Genomic DNA, 16,067 nt, shown 5'->3' with positions numbered 1-16,067 from the left:
CCCCGCCCCCGCGGGCGCGCGCCCGCGGCCCGGCCCCCCCCCGGCGCGCCCCCCCCCCCCCCCCCCCCCGGCCGATGCGCTGGTCAGCGTCGGCGCCATCGCCTCGGTTCAACGCGCGCTGCTGCCGGGCGTGCTGGCGAGGTTTCACCGGGAGAACCCGCACTGCCGTACCCGCGTGCTTCCCGGTTTGTCGATGGAGCTGGTCAACCTGGTGGACGCCGGCGAGATCGACATGGCGGCGGTCATCCGTCCGCCCTTCTCGCTGCAGAGCGATCTGCAGTGGACGACCCTGGCCTGCGAGCCCTACCGCCTGCTGGTCCCGCGCGACGTGCCAGGCGATGACTGGGCGGAGCTGCTGTCCAACCAGCCGTTCATTCGCTACGACCGGTCCTCGTTCGGTGGTCGGCAGGTCGAGCGTTTTCTGCGGCAGATGCATCTTCCCGTGCGGGATGTCTGCGAGCTCGACGAGCAGGAGGCCATCGTCGCCCTGGTGGCGAATGGCGTGGGTGTCGCGCTGGTTCCGCAGGCCGCAACCTACCGCCGCTGGCCGGTATCGGTACGCGCCGTGGATCTCGGCAGCCACACCTTCCATCGCGATATCGGCCTGGTCCACCGAGCCAACCCGAATCCGAACGAGGCGTCCGCCCGGCTGATCCGCCTGATCGGTGAAGCGTCCGCCGCCTCCTGAGGAACTCGGTGCTGGTCGCGATGCGCCAGTTCGCGGCATGCGGGAATCATGCATCGAGGTGGCCAGAGCAAAGGCTGGCGCCTCGCGGGTCATGCCCGAATTGCGAACCTCATCGCCCGCCACTAATATACGATACATAGCCGTTTCGTATAAGGCTCACCATGGGTATCGTGAAGATTTCCGAAGAGATGCACGAGAATCTGCGCATCGCCAGCACCGCCTTGTCCCGTTCGATCAACGCGCAGGCCGAACACTGGATGCGCATGGGCATGCTTGCCGAGCTGCACCCCGATCTCGATCACCGGGCGATCTGTCGGTTACTGGTACGTGCCGAACAGGCTGGCGGCTTCAACCTGAGCCGCCTTTGCGAGCTTGAAGAACGCCCCGCGGCGGATTCGGCACCGGAGGTGGCGCCATGAGGCCGGCCGTGGTCATTCACACCCCCGAAGAGATCGCCCGTTCAGGTGCCGCGGGTGCCCTGGCGGCGCAGGTACTGGCGATGATCGCGCCTCACGTGAAAGCGGGCGTCACCACCGATTCGCTTGATCAGCTATGCAACGCCTTCATCGTCGATGAGCTGAAGGCCATTCCAGGCAACGTGGGCTATCACGGGTACTCGAAAACCCTGTGCGTATCCGTCAATCAGACGGTCTGCCATGGCATCCCCTCCGCGCGCGTGCTGCGCGACGGCGATATCGTGAACATCGACGTCGCAGTAGTGAAGGACGGCTGGTACGGCGATACCAGCCGCATGTACCTGGTGGGCGAGGCATCCCCGGAGGCACGCCGGCTGGTGACCACCACCTACGACGCCCTGTGCGCCGGTATCAGGGTCGTCCGCCCGGGCGCCACCACCGGCGACATCGGTCATGCCATCCAGACGGTGGCGCAGAACGCCGGCTTCAGCGTCGTCCGCGAGTACTGCGGCCACGGTATCGGGCGGATCTATCACGACGAACTGCAGATTCTTCACTACGGCCATCCCGGCCACGGGATGAAGTTGAAAACCGGGATGATCTTCACCATCGAGCCCATGCTGAACGCCGGCAAGCGCCACGTGGTGCAGCTTCCGGACGGCTGGACCGTGGTCACCAAGGATCAGTCCCTCTCCGCGCAGTGGGAACACATGGTGTCCGTCACCGAAGACGGTTTCCAGGTCCTGACCGAATGGCCGGACGGCACCGGCGAGTACCCTGCCATCGCGTGACGCAGGCTGCCGAGGGCGGTGGGCGCAGACAACGGAAGGTCGCTCCCCGATAAAACGCTTTCATATCCGGTAGTATCACCGCCCCTCTGAAACCCGCACGCCAGGGCACTGACCGGAAACTCCCGTGGACATCATCAGCATCATCATGACGGCTGGCCGATCGGCCGTTGAACTCGCCCTGTTCGTACTTCTGCCCATCATGGTCGTCATGCTGGCGATCATGCGGCTGCTCGAAGCGGCCGGGATCATGGACTGGATCGTCGCGAAGATCTCCCCCGCGCTGCGCCCGGCCGGCCTTACCGGATTGAGCGTCTTCGCGCTGCTGCAGGTGAACTTCGTCAGTTTCGCGGCCCCGTTGGCGACGCTCTCCACGATGGAACGGCGCGGCACCTCGGACCGTCATCTCGCCGCCACCCTGGCGATGGTGTTCGCCATGGGCCAGGCCAACGTGGTGTTCCCGCTCATGGCGCTGGGGCTGAACCTCGGGCGGGTACTCGCGCTGTCCATCCTCGGCGGGCTGGTTGCGGCTATCGCCACCTACTACCTGTTCGGCAGGAAGCTGTCGTCCGAGGAAGCGACGCTCGATGAAAGCGTTGCTCACGCGACCCTCAACGACCCCAAGGGCGTCATTGCGGTTATCAACCACGCTGGCGCCGAAGCGGTGCGCATCGCCTTCGGCGCCATTCCCATGGTCGCGCTGGCGCTGGTGGCGGTCGGCGTGATCAGGGATGCCGGCGGTTTCGCCCTGATAGAGTCCATCGCCGCACCGGCCCTGCAACTGGCGAACGTCGACCCCGCGGTGATCATGCTCACCCTGACCAAATGCATGGCCGGCGGTACGGCCGTGCTCGGCGTGCTGGTCGACATGCAGCGCAGTGGCCAGATCGACACGGCGTTCATCAACGCCAGCGCCGGCTGGCTGATCCATACCCTCGATCTTCCCGGCGTGGCGATCATGATGTCCGCCGGTCCGCGCGTGGCGAAAGTCTGGAAGCCCGCCGTGGCCGGCGCCGCGCTGGGCATTCTCGTGCGCACGGTGGGCCAGGCGCTGCTGAGCTGAGCGGCACGCGTTCGGTGCCGAGCCACAGTGGCCCGGAGCCGGCGCAGTTTGCCGATCAGCGGACCTCGCCCGTCGAAACTGCACGGCGATTCGCCGGGTCTACCGCCCAGAGCAGCCATTTATCGCCCGAGCGAGCCCCGCGAGATGCACAAGATCCTGATCACCGCGTATCAGCACGACGAAGGCCGTATAGCGCGGTTGAACCGCTCGCTTGGCTATGCGGAAGCCGTTCTCGAACACCAGGGCGAGCCCTCGCTGTTTCCCTACCTACGCTCGATCCACGATCACAAGGGCGAACTGGAAGTCGGCTGGCTCATCGAGCCACGCGACCTGCAGCGAAAGGCGCTGGAACGCGCCTGGGAGAAGCTCGGCAACGAAGCCGTTGAGCGCGTGGAGCACCTCCTGCCCGACGGCGCCCCGGACCCGGATTACCCGGAGGAACAGCGCGCCGTTCCCAGAGATCGCAGACCCTGAGCCCGCCCCGGAACTGAACGTCACACCAGCGCCCTGCGCCACGCGCCCATCGCCCGGGACGCAATTGCCGCGGCCAGGCTTTACAATGCGCCCCTTCCCGCGCATTCGGTCGTTCGACTGACCGACTTGCAGCGCATTCACTTGCATGCCGCATGCAGCAACCGCTTCGCTACCGGGCTTCATCTTGCACAACTCGAAAGAAAAATCCCCTGCTCATCAGGGCGCTATAAGCAGACGCTTCTCCGTCGCGCCGATGATGGATCGTTAGCAAAATCCTCATAAATCAATAGGTTGCAAGCCATTGTGTGCGCAAGGTGTGCACCTCAGCACACCCGTATCATGCCCCGATAATGCCCTCATGGACACCCCGTATGCCCAGCCTGATCGACCTCAAAGACGTTACTGTCAATCAACGCCTCTACGACATCCTTGAGTCGCTCTTCCGTAGCTGGGGAGGCATTGGTGAACAGGGCAAAGATTCAGACACATTGTAGTGGTCAACAATTCCCGGACACAGAATTGAGTTTTTCCTCTGCAACCGCCGGCGGCATGAAACCGTTGTACTGATGCGGCCCTGTCCAGTTGTAGCGCTGCATGAGATAGCGGCCAATGTCCTGCTCGGCCAGCGTTGTCGTCATGTAGCCCGCTGTCGGCACCCATTCCGTTTTCAAGCTACGAAACAGCCGCTCCATGGGGGCGTTGTCGTAGCAGTTTCCCCGTCGGCTCATGCTTTGCGTCATTCGATAACGCCAGAGCCGCTGACGGAAGCTACGGCTGCCGTATTGGCTACCCTGGTCGCTATGAAACAGGACACCCTGCGGCCTGCCACGCACCTCGTAAGCCTTGTCGAGCGCCTTGATGACCAAGTCGGCATCGGGCTTGGCGGACATCGCCCAGCCCACCACTCTACGGCTATACAAGTCCAGGACGACGGCCAGGTAACTCCATCGACCCTGTGTCCAGATATAGGTGATGTCGCCGCACCAGACCCTGTTTGGTGCGGCCACGCTGAACTGCCGATCCAGAACATTGGGGATGTCAGGGCGTTCAGCCGTGGCTTTCTTGTACGCATGAGAGCCCGGCTGTTTGCTGACCAATCCCTGTTCCTTCATCAAGCTTGACTTTGAAGCGCCCGACCTCAAGGCCTTCGCCCCTGAGCATGGCAACGATACTGCGGCTACCGGCAGAGCTACGGCTTTGGCTGAACAGTTCGTTGACGCGGCTACGCAGGCTCACTCGGCGTGCATCAATACGACGCCGCCGTGCCAAGTGGGTGTAATAACAAGATCGAGGTAACTCGAACACGCAGCACAACAGCTGAACGGGGTAGTGCCTGGCCAACCGCCGAATCGAGTTCAACGTCTGCGCCCGTGCTCCTCGGCCATCAAGAGCGCAGTGGCCTCCTTTAGGATTTTCTTCTCAAGCTCCAGCCGGTTGATACGGGCCTGAAGCTCCTGGATCGTCTGCTGCTCCGGCGTGAGCGCCTTGGCCACGGGGGTAATACCGCCGCGCTCCTGCTGCAATTGACTGACCCAGCGCCTGAGTGCTGTTTCACCCACATCAAGCGATCCGGCTGCCTCGGAACAGCTGTAACCCTGATCAAGCACCAGGCAGGCTGCCTCATGTTTGAACTCAGGGGTGAAGGTACGTCGTGGTCTGCTCATCAAACACCTCTGTATGGCGATCATCTTCGCCTAAAAAGGTGTCCGGGATTAGTAGACCACTACAGCTCTCGTTTTTCTTGCTCTTGAGCGTGCTGCTGTAATTGACTCGCCGTGCGCCATGCTTGCGCCTCGGCATCTGCTAACGCTTGCGTTCGTGAGTGCACTGCTTTGCGCTGTAGCGCATCAGCGGTTGCTTGCTGAGCTATCTGTTTGGCCTGCACTTGAGCCTCCTTCCAGGCTTCGGTTTCATATCCCAGCGTCTTTGCCACGTAATCTCGCATGCTCAGTTTCACTGCGGGTAAAGGCGATTGAAGCGCTGAATAGAATTGAGAAATCTTAACGTGATGGGCTTTTGAGCCAGGGATTCCGCGTAGTAAGCCATAAGGCTGGCCGCAAGCTGAGTAAAAGCTGTCCTGCATCGCGCGCAGGACTTTTGGCCCGCCGAGAAAGTCCCGCGCGGACAGACGCCCATCGTGAGTCAACGGGACTACGTAAGCCACTAAATGGGGCGTCGTTTCATCGAGATGCACAGCAGCGCTGAGCACATTGTCTGCCCCATGCCGCGCCCGCAACCAAGTAAGTGCATCTGCAAAATAACCAGAGCCCAGGTCATCCAGACGCCCGCCATGCTTGCTGAATGCTTCGGGGGAAGCAGTGATCAGATACTCGATGCACAGTACCGCATCCTTGCGACGAGCTGTCGGCAGCTTGGATGAAAGTCCTCTAAGCAAATCTGCGGTGCTTCTGCTACCCACAAAACGATTTTTGGGGGTACTGGCACAATCAGCGTTTAGGGTTGGTTGCTCGCGGAATGTGTGCCGTGCAGAACGCGCGACCGCTGAGATAGATTTGTGTTTCTGCGCCCGAATGATTGCGTACATCGTAATCACCCCAACTCAGGCGAGTCCTCTCGCTTTCGAAGCGGCTTGACCAGAGGAACCTGATCCGGGCGATTCAAAACCACTTGCGATTCAGTTTCCCCTGAGTCGCTGTCGAAGCGCTTTGCTATGAGCCGAAGCATGCGTTCGACGTGAGCGGCGTCAGCTAGTAAGTAGCTACATTGGCTTTCCGTATTATGAGCAACTATACCCGCGCCCCACTCCACAAACTCCATCAGCGCACTCCAACAGAGAGGAGGGATAGCCTCCTTCTCGATGCGGTGTAACCGTCCGCTAAGGGAGATTACAGGGCCATGCTGAATACTCGTGACAATAAGGTCTTCAAGCTCACTTAGCCGCATGTCTATAGCTGCGTGCATGAACAAACGGATGTCGGAAGGGGTAAGAGTGACTATTTCATTATTCATGTCGTTTCTCCGTCGACTTCAGTAATGGTTACTATATAACATTTCCATGAACTTACAATGCCTTTAGAAACATTAAGTTCAATGTGTAACCCACTACCCATCGTTTCGATGGTGGGCCGGCGTTCCGCCGGATTGCATGCACGGAACTTCGTTCCTTATAAACCCCCTCTGGGGATCGCCCCAGACGCTCGGAGGTAGTGAGGTAAACCTCCCCACCTCCACGCGAAGTGTGCGATCAAAAGCGGCGTCAAGGGTTCGCTCTGCCTCGGTCTACACCCGTTCCTGCTCGCTCGTACCTCGCCAAGCAGGCTGCGGCTTTGACCGAGCCCCTGACACCCACGTCAAGCAACGCCGATATAGACATGCAATACCCCATGCGATAATCTTTAAAACGGGGTTTATAGACAGATTTTTTGCCATGGTTCGTGGCATTTGAAATCATTGTGTGGGGGATTGCTTCCTCAAATTTTCCACAATCTTTACGCCAGGACTACTCCCTGACTGTCGCATATGAGTGTCTATAAACCTCAACTAATTCTCTCAAGGACGAGCAGTGTCAAAATTAAATATACTAAGAAACGCAAAGACACTAAGCGACCTAGCATACATCCTCAATTACGAACCAAAATACCTATCTTATATTCTTTATAAGAAGCCAAATCTCTACACAACCTTTACCATCCCTAAGTCATCCGGAGCGCCAAGAACAATTTTGGCTCCATGCGATGAGCTCAAGGCGCTTCAAAAGAAATTATCTGAGCTTCTTCAGGACTGTCTTGAAAACATGAATCAAGACCTCCAGATAAGCTCATCGCTTTCGCATGGCTTCATACGGAAGCATTCCATCATGACAAACGCCGATATACACAGAAAAAAAAGAAGCGTATTCAATATCGATATCCAGGATTTTTTTGGCTCCATTCACTTAGGAAGGGTTCGCGGCTTTTTTATAAGCAACAATAACTTTAAGCTAGAACCAAAAGTAGCGACAGTTATAGCGCAGATCGCATGCCACAAAAACAGCCTGCCACAGGGAAGCCCATGCTCACCTGTCATTTCGAATCTAATTGGTCACCTGATAGACATAAGACTAGTATCCCTAGCTAAAAAATCTGGCTGCCATTACTCCAGATATGCTGACGACATAACATTTTCAACAAACAAAACGACATTCCCTTCAACAATAGCAGTGCAAGATTCAAAAACTGAAGAGTGGATGCCTAGCACGCAGTTGGAAAAAGCCATTAACAAATGCGGCTTCTCACTAAATGCGGCCAAAACAAGAATGACTTATCGGAAGTCACAACAAACAGTAACGGGCTTAGTCGTCAACCAAAAGGTACATACCAGCGCAGATTACAGGAAGCTTGCGCGCGCCATGGCGCACAAACTTTTTCATGACGGGGAATTTAACATCCCCGACAAAGCCAGCGTAGCCGAAAAACAAAAGCCTCCAAAAATGACCGTAGGTTCACTGAACCAGCTGGAAGGCATTTTTAGCTATATCTACATGGTAGACAGGTTCAATAGAGACAAGCTCATCAAGAACAATGGAATTCGTGCTGAAGATCAAAAGCTAACAGCAATTGAAAAAACGCACCGAGATTTTTTGTTCTTCAAATTCTTTTACAGCACATCACTTCCCACCATTATCTGCGAGGGGAAGACCGACAATGTTTACATTCAATGCGCAATTCGAAGCTTGGCTGCAAATTATCCAGAGCTAGCAAACATCGACGCACAAGGAAAGAAAACATTAAAAGTTCGTTTTATTAATTACTCTGAGCTTACCCATAGAATACTTGGCCTAAACGGCGGAACCGCTGACATCGCCAGATTGATATGCGAATACGCACATCAATGTGGAAAATACCACAACACAGCCCCCAAATACCCAACCATCGTTCTTATAGATAACGACAAAGGCTCTCAGAGCATCTTCGGCGCAGTCAAAACCACAACAAAAGACACTTATACAATAGGAACAGGAAAGAACAAGCAGGTCGACAGAAGCAAAAATTTCTACTACATAGCACAAAATTTGTATGTTGTAGCAACACCATTAGCCAATGGCAAAGACTCAATGATGGAGGACTTCTTCACTAAACCTACGCTTGCGACAATTGTCGACAAGAAAACATTTTGCGTGCACACCCCGAACGCACCAGCAGCCTCCACCTATAGCAAACATATTTTTGCTCAAAAAGTAGTGAAGGCAAATCGCGACAAGATAGATTTTTCTGGATTTTCACCAATCCTAGACTCTTTAAAAGCAGTCATCCATCACTTCAAGCTTCCCCAATAATCATCACAACAAATTAGCGACTGACTCACATCGCTCCTTTCCGCTGCGAACCCTTTCAGAAAGATAGGCCCTCACTTCATCTAGCGGATACAAGTGCTGATTCCCAAAATAGACATAGCTCGGCCCTGTATTTCTTTTACGCCAGGCCTCAAGCGTCGTCGGCCTAACACCGGCCAAGAGAGCCAACTCCGTATCTGTCAAAAAGCCAAGAGATCGGGCAATTTCTTGCTGTCTGGAAGTGTCCGCTAGGCACTCATTTTTCATTCTCTACCAGCCTCTGTGATCATTTAGGCTTAGCATAAAGATCAAGACCAAATACGCAGAGGAGGAAAATCCAGAAAAAATTCCAGATTTTCCCCCTCGCCATTTAGACCCTAGCTAAACGAGCGCTAGCGCTATGAACATCCGCCGCAGTGATCTCGGTGTAACGCTTAAGCATTGCCCAGGTCTTGTGGCCTGTCATAAGGGAAACATGCGGAATATCCAAACCACGCCGAAAGAAATCCGCTGTCGCTTTATGACGCAGTTCATGAAACCTCAAGTCTTTAATCCCTAGAGCCTTGCAAGCACGCGCGAATGCCGTGCTAGCCGAACGCGCATTAACAAAAAAAACCCTTCCAGACGCTTTAGTTGAAAGATATGGTACTAGTAACTCCCAAGCCTCATCGAACAATGGAACCACTTGGTTGTTGCCATATTTCCTCTTAGGGTCTTTTCTATCTCTAATCAAAACTGTCCTCGACTGCCGATTAACGTCCTCCACCCTGATCCCAGCAATTTCTCCCAATCGCATCCCGGTAGCGAGAGCAAATTTAACTAGCTCTTCCATCCTAATAACCTGCCTAGAGTTCCCTTCCCAGTGTGTGTATAGCCGCTTTAGCTCGACCTCAGTAGGTTCTCTTGATCTTTCTGAGCTTCTCGTTTCAAGCCCCATATGCCTTAGGCTTTCTCTAGCATCAAGAGCCAAGCGATCTTGAATATCAATGCGACGCGAGTGCCGCGCCCACTTAAGCACGGAAGACAGAAAAGACAAATCAGCAGCAATCGTTACTCCGCCCGCCCCGTCTTTGACCCTTGAGTCTACAAACTCCCTCATAACCATTGCATTCAGCCCGCTCAAACGGACGTGACCGATTTTCCTAATCAACATATTGAGAGTCGCCAATTTAGTCTTACCAAATCGAGCAACAGACGTTTCGATATATTTGCAAATTAAATCTTCAACAGTCGCATTTTTGGGCGGTTGTGAGTACCCCATTACAGCCACATACGTTAGTTGCCGATCAACTTCCGCAGCCCAGGCTTTAGCTTCTGTCTTTCTCGAAAATGTTGCGCTTCGATAAATTCCATACTTCCTGACCTGCGCGCGCCATTTCCCACTCTTTAGTTTAGTGAAAGCTGCCATTTTCAATTCCTCATTCATTAGCGGTTGACTGCCTGCCGCCATGATTCTGAGAAAACTTGCTAAATCCGAAGAGGAGGGAAATTCAGGAAAAAACCTATTTTCCCCGCTGAACCTCCATAACTCGCCCCTACCAGCGTGCGCGCTACGGTGCATCTGTATAATGCCCAGCACCTGTACCGGTTATGCCCCTTGTGTGCACCTCGTGTGCACCAATGCAGCAAAACATAGCTTTTTCCTTGGTCGCCATTTTGAAAAATATCCATATAAATCAAAGACATATAAGCAGGAAATTCAGCGTCGCTCCGATGATGGACTGGACTGACCGCCATTGCCGGTTCTTCCTGCGCCTCCTCTCGCGCCATGCGCTGCTGTACACCGAGATGGTCACCACGGGCGCGCTGCTCAAGGGCGACCGCGAACGTTTCCTGCGCTACGACGAGGCCGAGCACCCGCTGGCGTTGCAACTAGGCGGCAGCGTGCCGGCCGAACTGGCCGCCTGCGCGGAGTTCGCCGAGCAGGCCGGCTACGACGAGGTCAACCTCAACGTCGGCTGCCCCAGCGACCGGGTGCAGAACAACATGATCGGCGCCTGCCTCATGGCGCATCCGGCACTGGTGGCCGACTGCGTGAAGGCGATGCTCGATGCGGTAGCGATCCCGGTGACGGTTAAGCACCGCATCGGCATCAACGGCCGCGACAGCTATGCGCAGCTCTGCGACTTCGTCGGCCAGGTGCATGAAGCCGGCTGCACCCGTTTCACCGTGCATGCACGGATCGCCATTCTCGAAGGCCTGTCGCCGAAGGAGAACCGCGAAGTCCCGCCGTTGCGCTATGACATCGCCGCCCAGCTGAAGCGCGACTTCCCGGACCTGGAGATCATCCTCAATGGCGGGATCAAGACCCTCGCCGAATGCCGCGCGCATCTGCAGACCTTCGACGGCGTGATGCTCGGCCGCGAGGCCTATCACAACCCCTACGTGCTGGCCGAGGTGGATGGCGCGCTGTATGGCGCCGAGACGCCGCCGATCAGCCGCGCCGACGCGCTGCGGGCGATGCGCCCCTACATCGCGCGGCATCTGGCCGATGGCGGCGCCATGCACCACATCACCCGCCACGTACTGGGTCTCGGCCAGGGATTCAACGGTGCCCGGCGCTTTCGCCAGCTGCTATCGGTGGATGTGCACAAGACCCGCGACCCGCTCGGTTTGCTGGATCAGGCCATCGGGCTGCTCGAAGGGCACTGACGAAAAAATCCCAAGGAACGCCCGCCGCCCGATTCGATCAAAGCCCTGCCCGGCCCGTCCGGCCCTCGCGCTCTTGAGCGGCGCGGGGCCCCTCGGGTAAGGTCAGGCCATCGCACAGGAAAGAGTCCCCATGACCTCAAAGCTGGAACAACTCAAGCAATTCACCACCGTCGTCGCCGATACCGGCGACCTCGATGCCATCACCCGCCTGAAGCCCGTGGACGCCACCACCAACCCTTCGCTGCTGCTCAAGGCCGCTTCCCTGCCCCGCTACGCCGAGCTGCTGGGCAACGCGGTGACCGGTTGCGACGGCGACCTCGGCCTTGCCTCCGACCGCTTCGGCGTCGCGGTCGGCCAGGAAATCCTCAAGGCCATTCCAGGCCGAATCTCCACCGAAGTCGATGCACGCCTGTCCTTCGACACCGACGCCACGCTGCGTCGCGCCGAGCGCCTGATCGAGCTGTATGACAAGGCCGGTATCGGCCGAGAACGCGTGCTGATCAAGATCGCCGCCACCTGGGAAGGCATCCGCGCCGCCGAGGAGCTGGAAAAGGCCGGCGTGCAGACCAACCTGACGCTGCTGTTCTCCTTCGCCCAGGCCGCCGCCTGCGCGGATGCCGGCGTATTCCTCATCTCGCCCTTCGTAGGGCGCATCTACGACTGGTACAAGAAGGCCGAAGGCCGCGACTACGTCGGCGCCGAAGATCCCGGCGTCCAGTCCGTATCGCGCATATACGCCTACTACAAGGCCAACGGCTACCAGACCGTGGTCATGGGCGCGAGCTTCCGCAACCTCAGCCAGATCGAGGAACTGGCCGGCTGCGATCGCTTGACCATCAGCCCGGAACTGCTGCAGAAACTGGACGAGGACCAAGGCGTCCTGGAGCGCAAGCTGAACGCCGGCGGCCAGGGCGAATCGCGCCTGGTGCTGGACCAGAGCCGTTTCCGCTGGGCGATGAACGAAGACCCGATGGCGACCGAGAAACTCGCCGAGGGCATCCGCCAGTTCGCCCGCGACCAGGAGAAACTCGAGCTGCTGCTCGCCGCCAAGGTCTGACGCAGTCGCCTAAACGAAACGGGCGATCTCCCTGCGGAGATCGCCCGTTTTGCATTATGGATTGCCTGAGCGGTCAGCTGCGCTCGAGTGCATTCACCAGATCGTGGAACGCCTCGCGATTGGACTCGTTGAGCCCCATCAGGATGCGGTGCGCCTCCAGCACCTTGGCGCGCACGACCTCTTCCGACTGATCCTGCGACGGCAGGTCGGTCAGGCACTCGGGGCACGGCAGCGGGCGGTCGACGATGTTGAACACCTGGTCGAAGCCCATGGATTGCAGCAGGCGGGTGATGTCCGGATGGGTGGTGACCACGGTCGGCAACAGGCCAACCTTCTGCCGCGAGAGAATCGACAACTTGGCCAGCAGGCCGAGGGTGGTGCTGTCGATGCTGCGCGTTTCGGTGAGGTCGATGACGATCGCCGAGAAATTCAACGCCGTGAAAATCTGCTCGATGGTGGCATCCAGCGCCGAACACAGGGTCAGGCGTATCTCACCGACGAACTTGAGAACGAAGGTGCCTTCCTGCTCGGCAAACTGAATTCTACCGCTACTCATGCAAGGTTCCTGCTCAGGACCAGGAGGGCGATGTCATCCGGCATTTCGCCCAGCGTGGCCAATCCGAAAACCTGACGCAACCCGTCTAGGGTGCCGCCAGCCGACCGCACAAGCTGCGGTAACTCGGCTTCCTTGTCTTTGAGCGTATCGCCCGGCAAAAGGTCCAAAATCCCATCCGAGAGCAGCGTCAGGCTGAACGCCTCCGGCAACTCGAGGAGGTTGTCCTCGTAGGTGGCCTCGTTGAACAAGCCGACCGGCAATCCCTTCCCCTGCAGGTAACGCGCTTCCTTGCCATCGAAGAGAACAGGCAACGGCAGATGCCCGCCGATGCTGTAGGTAAGCGTACCGCGCTCCTCGTCGATCACCCCCCCGACCATGGTCACGTGCTTGCCCAACTTGGTGTTGATCAGCCCGCGATTGATGTGGCCGAGTACTTCGGACGGTTTGAAGTCCGGAAGCACTCCGTTGCGCCGCGATTCGTAGAGCAGCCGGGTGGTCATGAACTTCAGCAGCACGGTGACGAAGGCGGACGAGGCGCCATGCCCGGAAACATCCGCGAGGTAGAACACGATCCGCCGATCGTCGACACGGAAGTAGTCGACGAAGTCTCCGGACAGATACAGCGAAGGAATGATCTGGTGGGCGAAATGAAGGCCGTCCGAGGTCCAGGGCGTCACCGGCAGCATGTTCATCTGCACATGGCGGCCGGCATTCTGGTCCTCCTGGAGCAGGTGCAGGCTGGCCTGCAGCTCGCGGTTGGCGTTTTCCAGCTTGACCCGGTAGCGGTCGTTTTCCGCCCGCAGGTAGGCACGGTCCAGCGCGCGACGCACCGAGTGCTCGAGCACGGCCAGGTCTTCCAGCGGCTTGATCAGGTAGTCGGCGGCGCCCAGGCGCAGGGCCTCGACGGCATCGCTCATCACGCCGGCACCGGAAACGACGATGACCGGCGTCTCGACCTCGAGGGCGCCGATACGACGAATGAGCTCGAGCCCGTCGACCTGAGGCATGCGCAGGTCGCAGATCACCAGATCGGGATGTTCGCGTTCGAAGATCTGCAGGCCGGAAAGGCCGTTGCTCGCTTGCAGAACGCTGAAGCCGCTGTCTTCCAGATAGGCCGCGAGGCTTGCACGTACGGCCTCGTCGTCATCGATGATAAGCAGCTTGGCACTGGGATTGTGCATGAGGTATCCAGGCAAACGGCGCCGCGGACGGTTGGACTTATGCTCCTGGCCGATCAGCCAGGGCGCTTCACCGGTTCGATTCAGGCGCAGACGGTACTCCCATCCGCCAGTCGATTCAAGCATCTGGCCAGCATGGCCGGAGTGGCCTTTACACCTGAAATCGACGGGGGTTATAAGAGCCGGAACGCGCCGCACAATAACGAGAGGACAGGGCCATGAGCCAGAATGATCACGCCTACAGCGAGAAACGCGATTTCATCCGCATGCGAGTCGAAGCCCCCGTGGTTCTCAGGCACGCCGGCCAGGAGATCCCCGCGCTGTGCCTGAACCTCTCCAGCACCGGCATGCAGCTGGAAGCCGAGTGCGCGCTTGCCATGGGCGACAAGGTCCAGGTGCACATCGGTTCCGATCACGCCCAGCTCAAGAGCCTCGACGCTGAGGCCGAAGTGGTGCGTGTCGCCGACCTGGGCGACGGACGGCAATCCCTCGGCCTCGCGATCCTGTCGATGAACTGAACCTGCAGAGACGAAGAAGGCGGCCCATTGGCCGCCTTCTTCGTCTCTGCATCCGACTCAGAAGTCGTCTTCGACGTCGCCATCCTTGACCCGGAACTCGCGGTTCTGCAGGTAGGCGTTGCGCAGGAACACGTACTTGTCGCCGCTGATCATCTTCTCCGCGTCCAGCAGGCTGGCGCGGGTGTCGATGGTGTCGACGGCGAAGGTCACGTTGCGGGTCGGCACATGGTCGATGTACGGATAGACGTTGAGGAAGCTGTCCGGGATGCGCGCCGGCGCATCGCGCAGCGTGCTCGGACCGAACAGCGGCAGCACCACGTACGGGCCGCTGCCGACGCCCCAGGCGCCGAGGGTCTGGCCGAAGTCTTCATCGCTCTTCTGCAGGCCCATGTGCTTGGCCACGTCGAAGAAGCCCAGCAGGCCGAAGGTGGTGTTGAAGATCAGGCGACTGGTATCGACGCCGGCGTCATGCACTTTCCCCTGCAACAGGTTGTTGACCAGGTTGGTGACGTCGCCGATGTTGCCGAAGACGTTGTGGATGCCGTCCTCAAGAAACTGCGGGGTGACGGCCTGGTAGCCCTGGGCGAGCGGCTTCAGCGCGTAGGTATCGAGGGTGTCGTTGAAGCGGAAGATGCCGCGGTTGACGCTCTCCCATGGATCTTCTTCAGCGGCGTGGGCGACCAGCGGAAGCAGTGCCAGGGCAACACAGGCGAACGAGCGTGCAACGCCCTGAATCCAGCCAGTACCGATGTCGCGCATGAGGTGTCTCCTTGAAAAATCCTGTGGCGGCCCGCCACGTCCGGGCGCGCAGTATAGGGCTTGATACAAAACCCGTGAAGCGTGCTCCGCCGCCGGTAGCCCGTCAGTGCCGGTTTCGCGGGGCGTTTTGTGCGCCTATCGACGCAGCGCTTGCCCGCGGTCAGCAAATCCGCTCGAACACCGGCGGGCTCATTGACCCACGCGCCCGCCGCGGCGTTCCCGGTGATAACCTGAAACCAATCTCACGGACCTTTCGAATCGGTGCAGGGTCCATGTTCTGGCTTAAACAAGAAGGGAGAATCGCCATGTCTGCAAACGACCTGCAGCTGCAACTGGAAGACCTGCGCAAACAGCTGGACCAGGAACCGCCACTCAACGATGAGGAGCGCGCGTCGATCATCGAGGTGATGAACCAGATCGAGATCCAGCTGGCCTACGAGAACACCCAGCCGCCCAGCCCGAACCTGGTGGACGGCGTGAACCTGGCGGTCGAGCGTTTCGAAGTCAGCCATCCCACCCTCGCCGGCACCCTGCGAAACGTGATGCAGACTCTCGCCAGCATCGGCATCTGATGCCGTCCGCGGCCCCCCCCCCCCCCGGGGGGCCCCCCCCCGCCCCGGGGCGGCGCGCGGGGTGGAATGGGGGG

General features: G+C 58.4%; 17 protein-coding genes and 1 pseudogene. 11 read left to right on the top strand and 7 right to left on the bottom strand.

The window, feature by feature from the left end; genetic code table 11:
• From QMX85_RS21630 to QMX85_RS21605, 6 genes are all read left to right on the top strand, one after another.
• The coding region (locus QMX85_RS21630; RefSeq protein ID WP_282344352.1) for a LysR substrate-binding domain-containing protein at nt 1-688 on the top strand (688 nt) is incomplete at its 5' end.
• Between the two features lie 161 nt (nt 689-849).
• Complete coding sequence (locus tag QMX85_RS21625) at nt 850-1,107, top strand: ParD-like family protein (RefSeq protein ID WP_282344351.1); 258 nt, start codon at nt 850-852, stop codon at nt 1,105-1,107.
• The gene (gene map / locus QMX85_RS21620; RefSeq protein ID WP_282344347.1) at nt 1,104-1,895 is read left to right on the top strand and encodes a type I methionyl aminopeptidase; all 792 of its coding nucleotides are present in this window, start codon (nt 1,104-1,106) and stop codon (nt 1,893-1,895) included. Before QMX85_RS21625 ends, map begins: the two co-directional genes overlap by 4 nt.
• 124 nt (nt 1,896-2,019) lie before the next feature.
• Nucleotides 2,020-2,955 carry a nucleoside recognition domain-containing protein gene (locus QMX85_RS21615; protein WP_282344345.1) on the top strand — a complete coding sequence of 312 codons (936 nt, stop codon included), beginning with the start codon at nt 2,020-2,022 and terminating at the stop codon, nt 2,953-2,955.
• A 144-nt stretch (nt 2,956-3,099) separates the two neighbouring features.
• Nucleotides 3,100-3,429, top strand: a complete 330-nt coding sequence (locus QMX85_RS21610; RefSeq protein WP_282344343.1) for a hypothetical protein — start codon at nt 3,100-3,102, stop codon at nt 3,427-3,429.
• Between the two features lie 371 nt (nt 3,430-3,800).
• On the top strand, nt 3,801-3,923 hold the full coding sequence (locus QMX85_RS21605) for a hypothetical protein (RefSeq protein ID WP_282344341.1): 123 nt from the start codon (nt 3,801-3,803) through the stop codon (nt 3,921-3,923).
• Between the two features lie 3 nt (nt 3,924-3,926).
• On the opposite strand, the pseudogene QMX85_RS21600 reads toward QMX85_RS21605, so the two are convergent.
• The 3 genes and pseudogenes from QMX85_RS21600 to QMX85_RS21590 all read right to left on the bottom strand — a co-directional run bounded on the left by QMX85_RS21600 (nt 3,927) and on the right by QMX85_RS21590 (nt 6,399).
• Nucleotides 3,927-5,093 (bottom strand): annotated as a pseudogene (locus QMX85_RS21600) (IS3 family transposase).
• 59 nt (nt 5,094-5,152) lie between these two features.
• The gene (gene mobV / locus QMX85_RS21595) at nt 5,153-5,974 is read right to left on the bottom strand and encodes a MobV family relaxase (protein ID WP_282344339.1); all 822 of its coding nucleotides are present in this window, start codon (nt 5,972-5,974) and stop codon (nt 5,153-5,155) included.
• Nucleotides 5,975-5,979: 5 nt separating this feature from the next.
• On the bottom strand, nt 5,980-6,399 hold the full coding sequence (locus QMX85_RS21590) for a hypothetical protein (protein ID WP_282344337.1): 420 nt from the start codon (nt 6,397-6,399) through the stop codon (nt 5,980-5,982).
• A 553-nt stretch (nt 6,400-6,952) separates the two neighbouring features.
• Here QMX85_RS21590 and QMX85_RS21585 point away from each other — a divergent pair.
• Complete coding sequence (locus QMX85_RS21585; RefSeq protein WP_282344335.1) at nt 6,953-8,704, top strand: retron Ec67 family RNA-directed DNA polymerase/endonuclease; 1,752 nt, start codon at nt 6,953-6,955, stop codon at nt 8,702-8,704.
• A gap of 367 nt (nt 8,705-9,071) precedes the next feature.
• Here the strand turns inward: QMX85_RS21585 and QMX85_RS21580 are convergent, their stop codons facing one another.
• Nucleotides 9,072-10,109 (bottom strand): site-specific integrase, encoded by a 1,038-nt coding sequence (locus tag QMX85_RS21580; RefSeq protein WP_282344333.1) that lies wholly within the window; start codon nt 10,107-10,109, stop codon nt 9,072-9,074.
• A gap of 263 nt (nt 10,110-10,372) precedes the next feature.
• Here QMX85_RS21580 and dusA point away from each other — a divergent pair, with 263 nt between their 5' ends.
• Both dusA and tal read left to right on the top strand, forming a co-directional pair.
• Nucleotides 10,373-11,353, top strand: a complete 981-nt coding sequence (gene dusA / locus QMX85_RS21575) for a tRNA dihydrouridine(20/20a) synthase DusA (protein ID WP_282344354.1) — start codon at nt 10,373-10,375, stop codon at nt 11,351-11,353.
• A 130-nt stretch (nt 11,354-11,483) separates the two neighbouring features.
• A complete protein-coding gene (tal, locus tag QMX85_RS21570) occupies nt 11,484-12,410 on the top strand; it encodes a transaldolase (protein WP_282344331.1) in 927 nt (308 codons plus the stop codon).
• A 73-nt stretch (nt 12,411-12,483) separates the two neighbouring features.
• Here tal and rssC read toward each other — a convergent pair whose 3' ends face one another.
• Nucleotides 12,484-12,966 (bottom strand): anti-sigma factor antagonist RssC, encoded by a 483-nt coding sequence (gene rssC / locus QMX85_RS21565; RefSeq protein ID WP_273229157.1) that lies wholly within the window; start codon nt 12,964-12,966, stop codon nt 12,484-12,486.
• Complete coding sequence (rssB, locus tag QMX85_RS21560) at nt 12,963-14,147, bottom strand: two-component system response regulator RssB (protein WP_282344327.1); 1,185 nt, start codon at nt 14,145-14,147, stop codon at nt 12,963-12,965. Before rssB ends, rssC begins: the two co-directional genes overlap by 4 nt.
• A gap of 215 nt (nt 14,148-14,362) precedes the next feature.
• On the opposite strand from rssB, the gene QMX85_RS21555 reads away from it, so the two are divergent.
• Nucleotides 14,363-14,662 (top strand): PilZ domain-containing protein, encoded by a 300-nt coding sequence (locus QMX85_RS21555; RefSeq protein ID WP_090229174.1) that lies wholly within the window; start codon nt 14,363-14,365, stop codon nt 14,660-14,662.
• Nucleotides 14,663-14,719: 57 nt separating this feature from the next.
• Here the strand turns inward: QMX85_RS21555 and QMX85_RS21550 are convergent, their stop codons facing one another.
• Entirely contained in the window at nt 14,720-15,421 is a 702-nt protein-coding gene (locus tag QMX85_RS21550) for a VacJ family lipoprotein (RefSeq protein ID WP_282344324.1), read from the bottom strand.
• Between the two features lie 305 nt (nt 15,422-15,726).
• Here QMX85_RS21550 and QMX85_RS21545 point away from each other — a divergent pair, with 305 nt between their 5' ends.
• Nucleotides 15,727-15,993, top strand: a complete 267-nt coding sequence (locus QMX85_RS21545; protein ID WP_090229179.1) for a DUF4404 family protein — start codon at nt 15,727-15,729, stop codon at nt 15,991-15,993.
• Nucleotides 15,994-16,067: the final 74 nt, after the last annotated feature.

This window comes from Pseudomonas sp. PS02288 (genome assembly GCF_029959715.1).
GTDB lineage: Bacteria > Pseudomonadota > Gammaproteobacteria > Pseudomonadales > Pseudomonadaceae > Pseudomonas_O > Pseudomonas_O kuykendallii.
The sequence above is the reverse complement of the archived record's forward strand: the minus strand, read 5'-3'. Positions and strand labels throughout refer to the sequence as shown.

Excerpts from the sequence above, each read along its gene's own strand:
- QMX85_RS21625 (WP_282344351.1), top strand. The coding sequence starts at position 850 with ATGGGTATCGTGAAGATTTCCGAAGAGATGCACGAGAATCTGCGCATC.
- map (WP_282344347.1), top strand. The coding sequence starts at position 1,104 with ATGAGGCCGGCCGTGGTCATTCACACCCCCGAAGAGATCGCCCGTTCA.
- QMX85_RS21610 (WP_282344343.1), top strand. The coding sequence starts at position 3,100 with ATGCACAAGATCCTGATCACCGCGTATCAGCACGACGAAGGCCGTATA.
- QMX85_RS21605 (WP_282344341.1), top strand. The coding sequence starts at position 3,801 with ATGCCCAGCCTGATCGACCTCAAAGACGTTACTGTCAATCAACGCCTC.
- mobV (WP_282344339.1), bottom strand. The coding sequence starts at position 5,974 with ATGTACGCAATCATTCGGGCGCAGAAACACAAATCTATCTCAGCGGTC.
- QMX85_RS21590 (WP_282344337.1), bottom strand. The coding sequence starts at position 6,399 with ATGAATAATGAAATAGTCACTCTTACCCCTTCCGACATCCGTTTGTTC.
- QMX85_RS21580 (WP_282344333.1), bottom strand. The coding sequence starts at position 10,109 with ATGGCAGCTTTCACTAAACTAAAGAGTGGGAAATGGCGCGCGCAGGTC.
- tal (WP_282344331.1), top strand. The coding sequence starts at position 11,484 with ATGACCTCAAAGCTGGAACAACTCAAGCAATTCACCACCGTCGTCGCC.
- rssC (WP_273229157.1), bottom strand. The coding sequence starts at position 12,966 with ATGAGTAGCGGTAGAATTCAGTTTGCCGAGCAGGAAGGCACCTTCGTT.
- rssB (WP_282344327.1), bottom strand. The coding sequence starts at position 14,147 with ATGCACAATCCCAGTGCCAAGCTGCTTATCATCGATGACGACGAGGCC.
- QMX85_RS21555 (WP_090229174.1), top strand. The coding sequence starts at position 14,363 with ATGAGCCAGAATGATCACGCCTACAGCGAGAAACGCGATTTCATCCGC.
- QMX85_RS21550 (WP_282344324.1), bottom strand. The coding sequence starts at position 15,421 with ATGCGCGACATCGGTACTGGCTGGATTCAGGGCGTTGCACGCTCGTTC.
- QMX85_RS21545 (WP_090229179.1), top strand. The coding sequence starts at position 15,727 with ATGTCTGCAAACGACCTGCAGCTGCAACTGGAAGACCTGCGCAAACAG.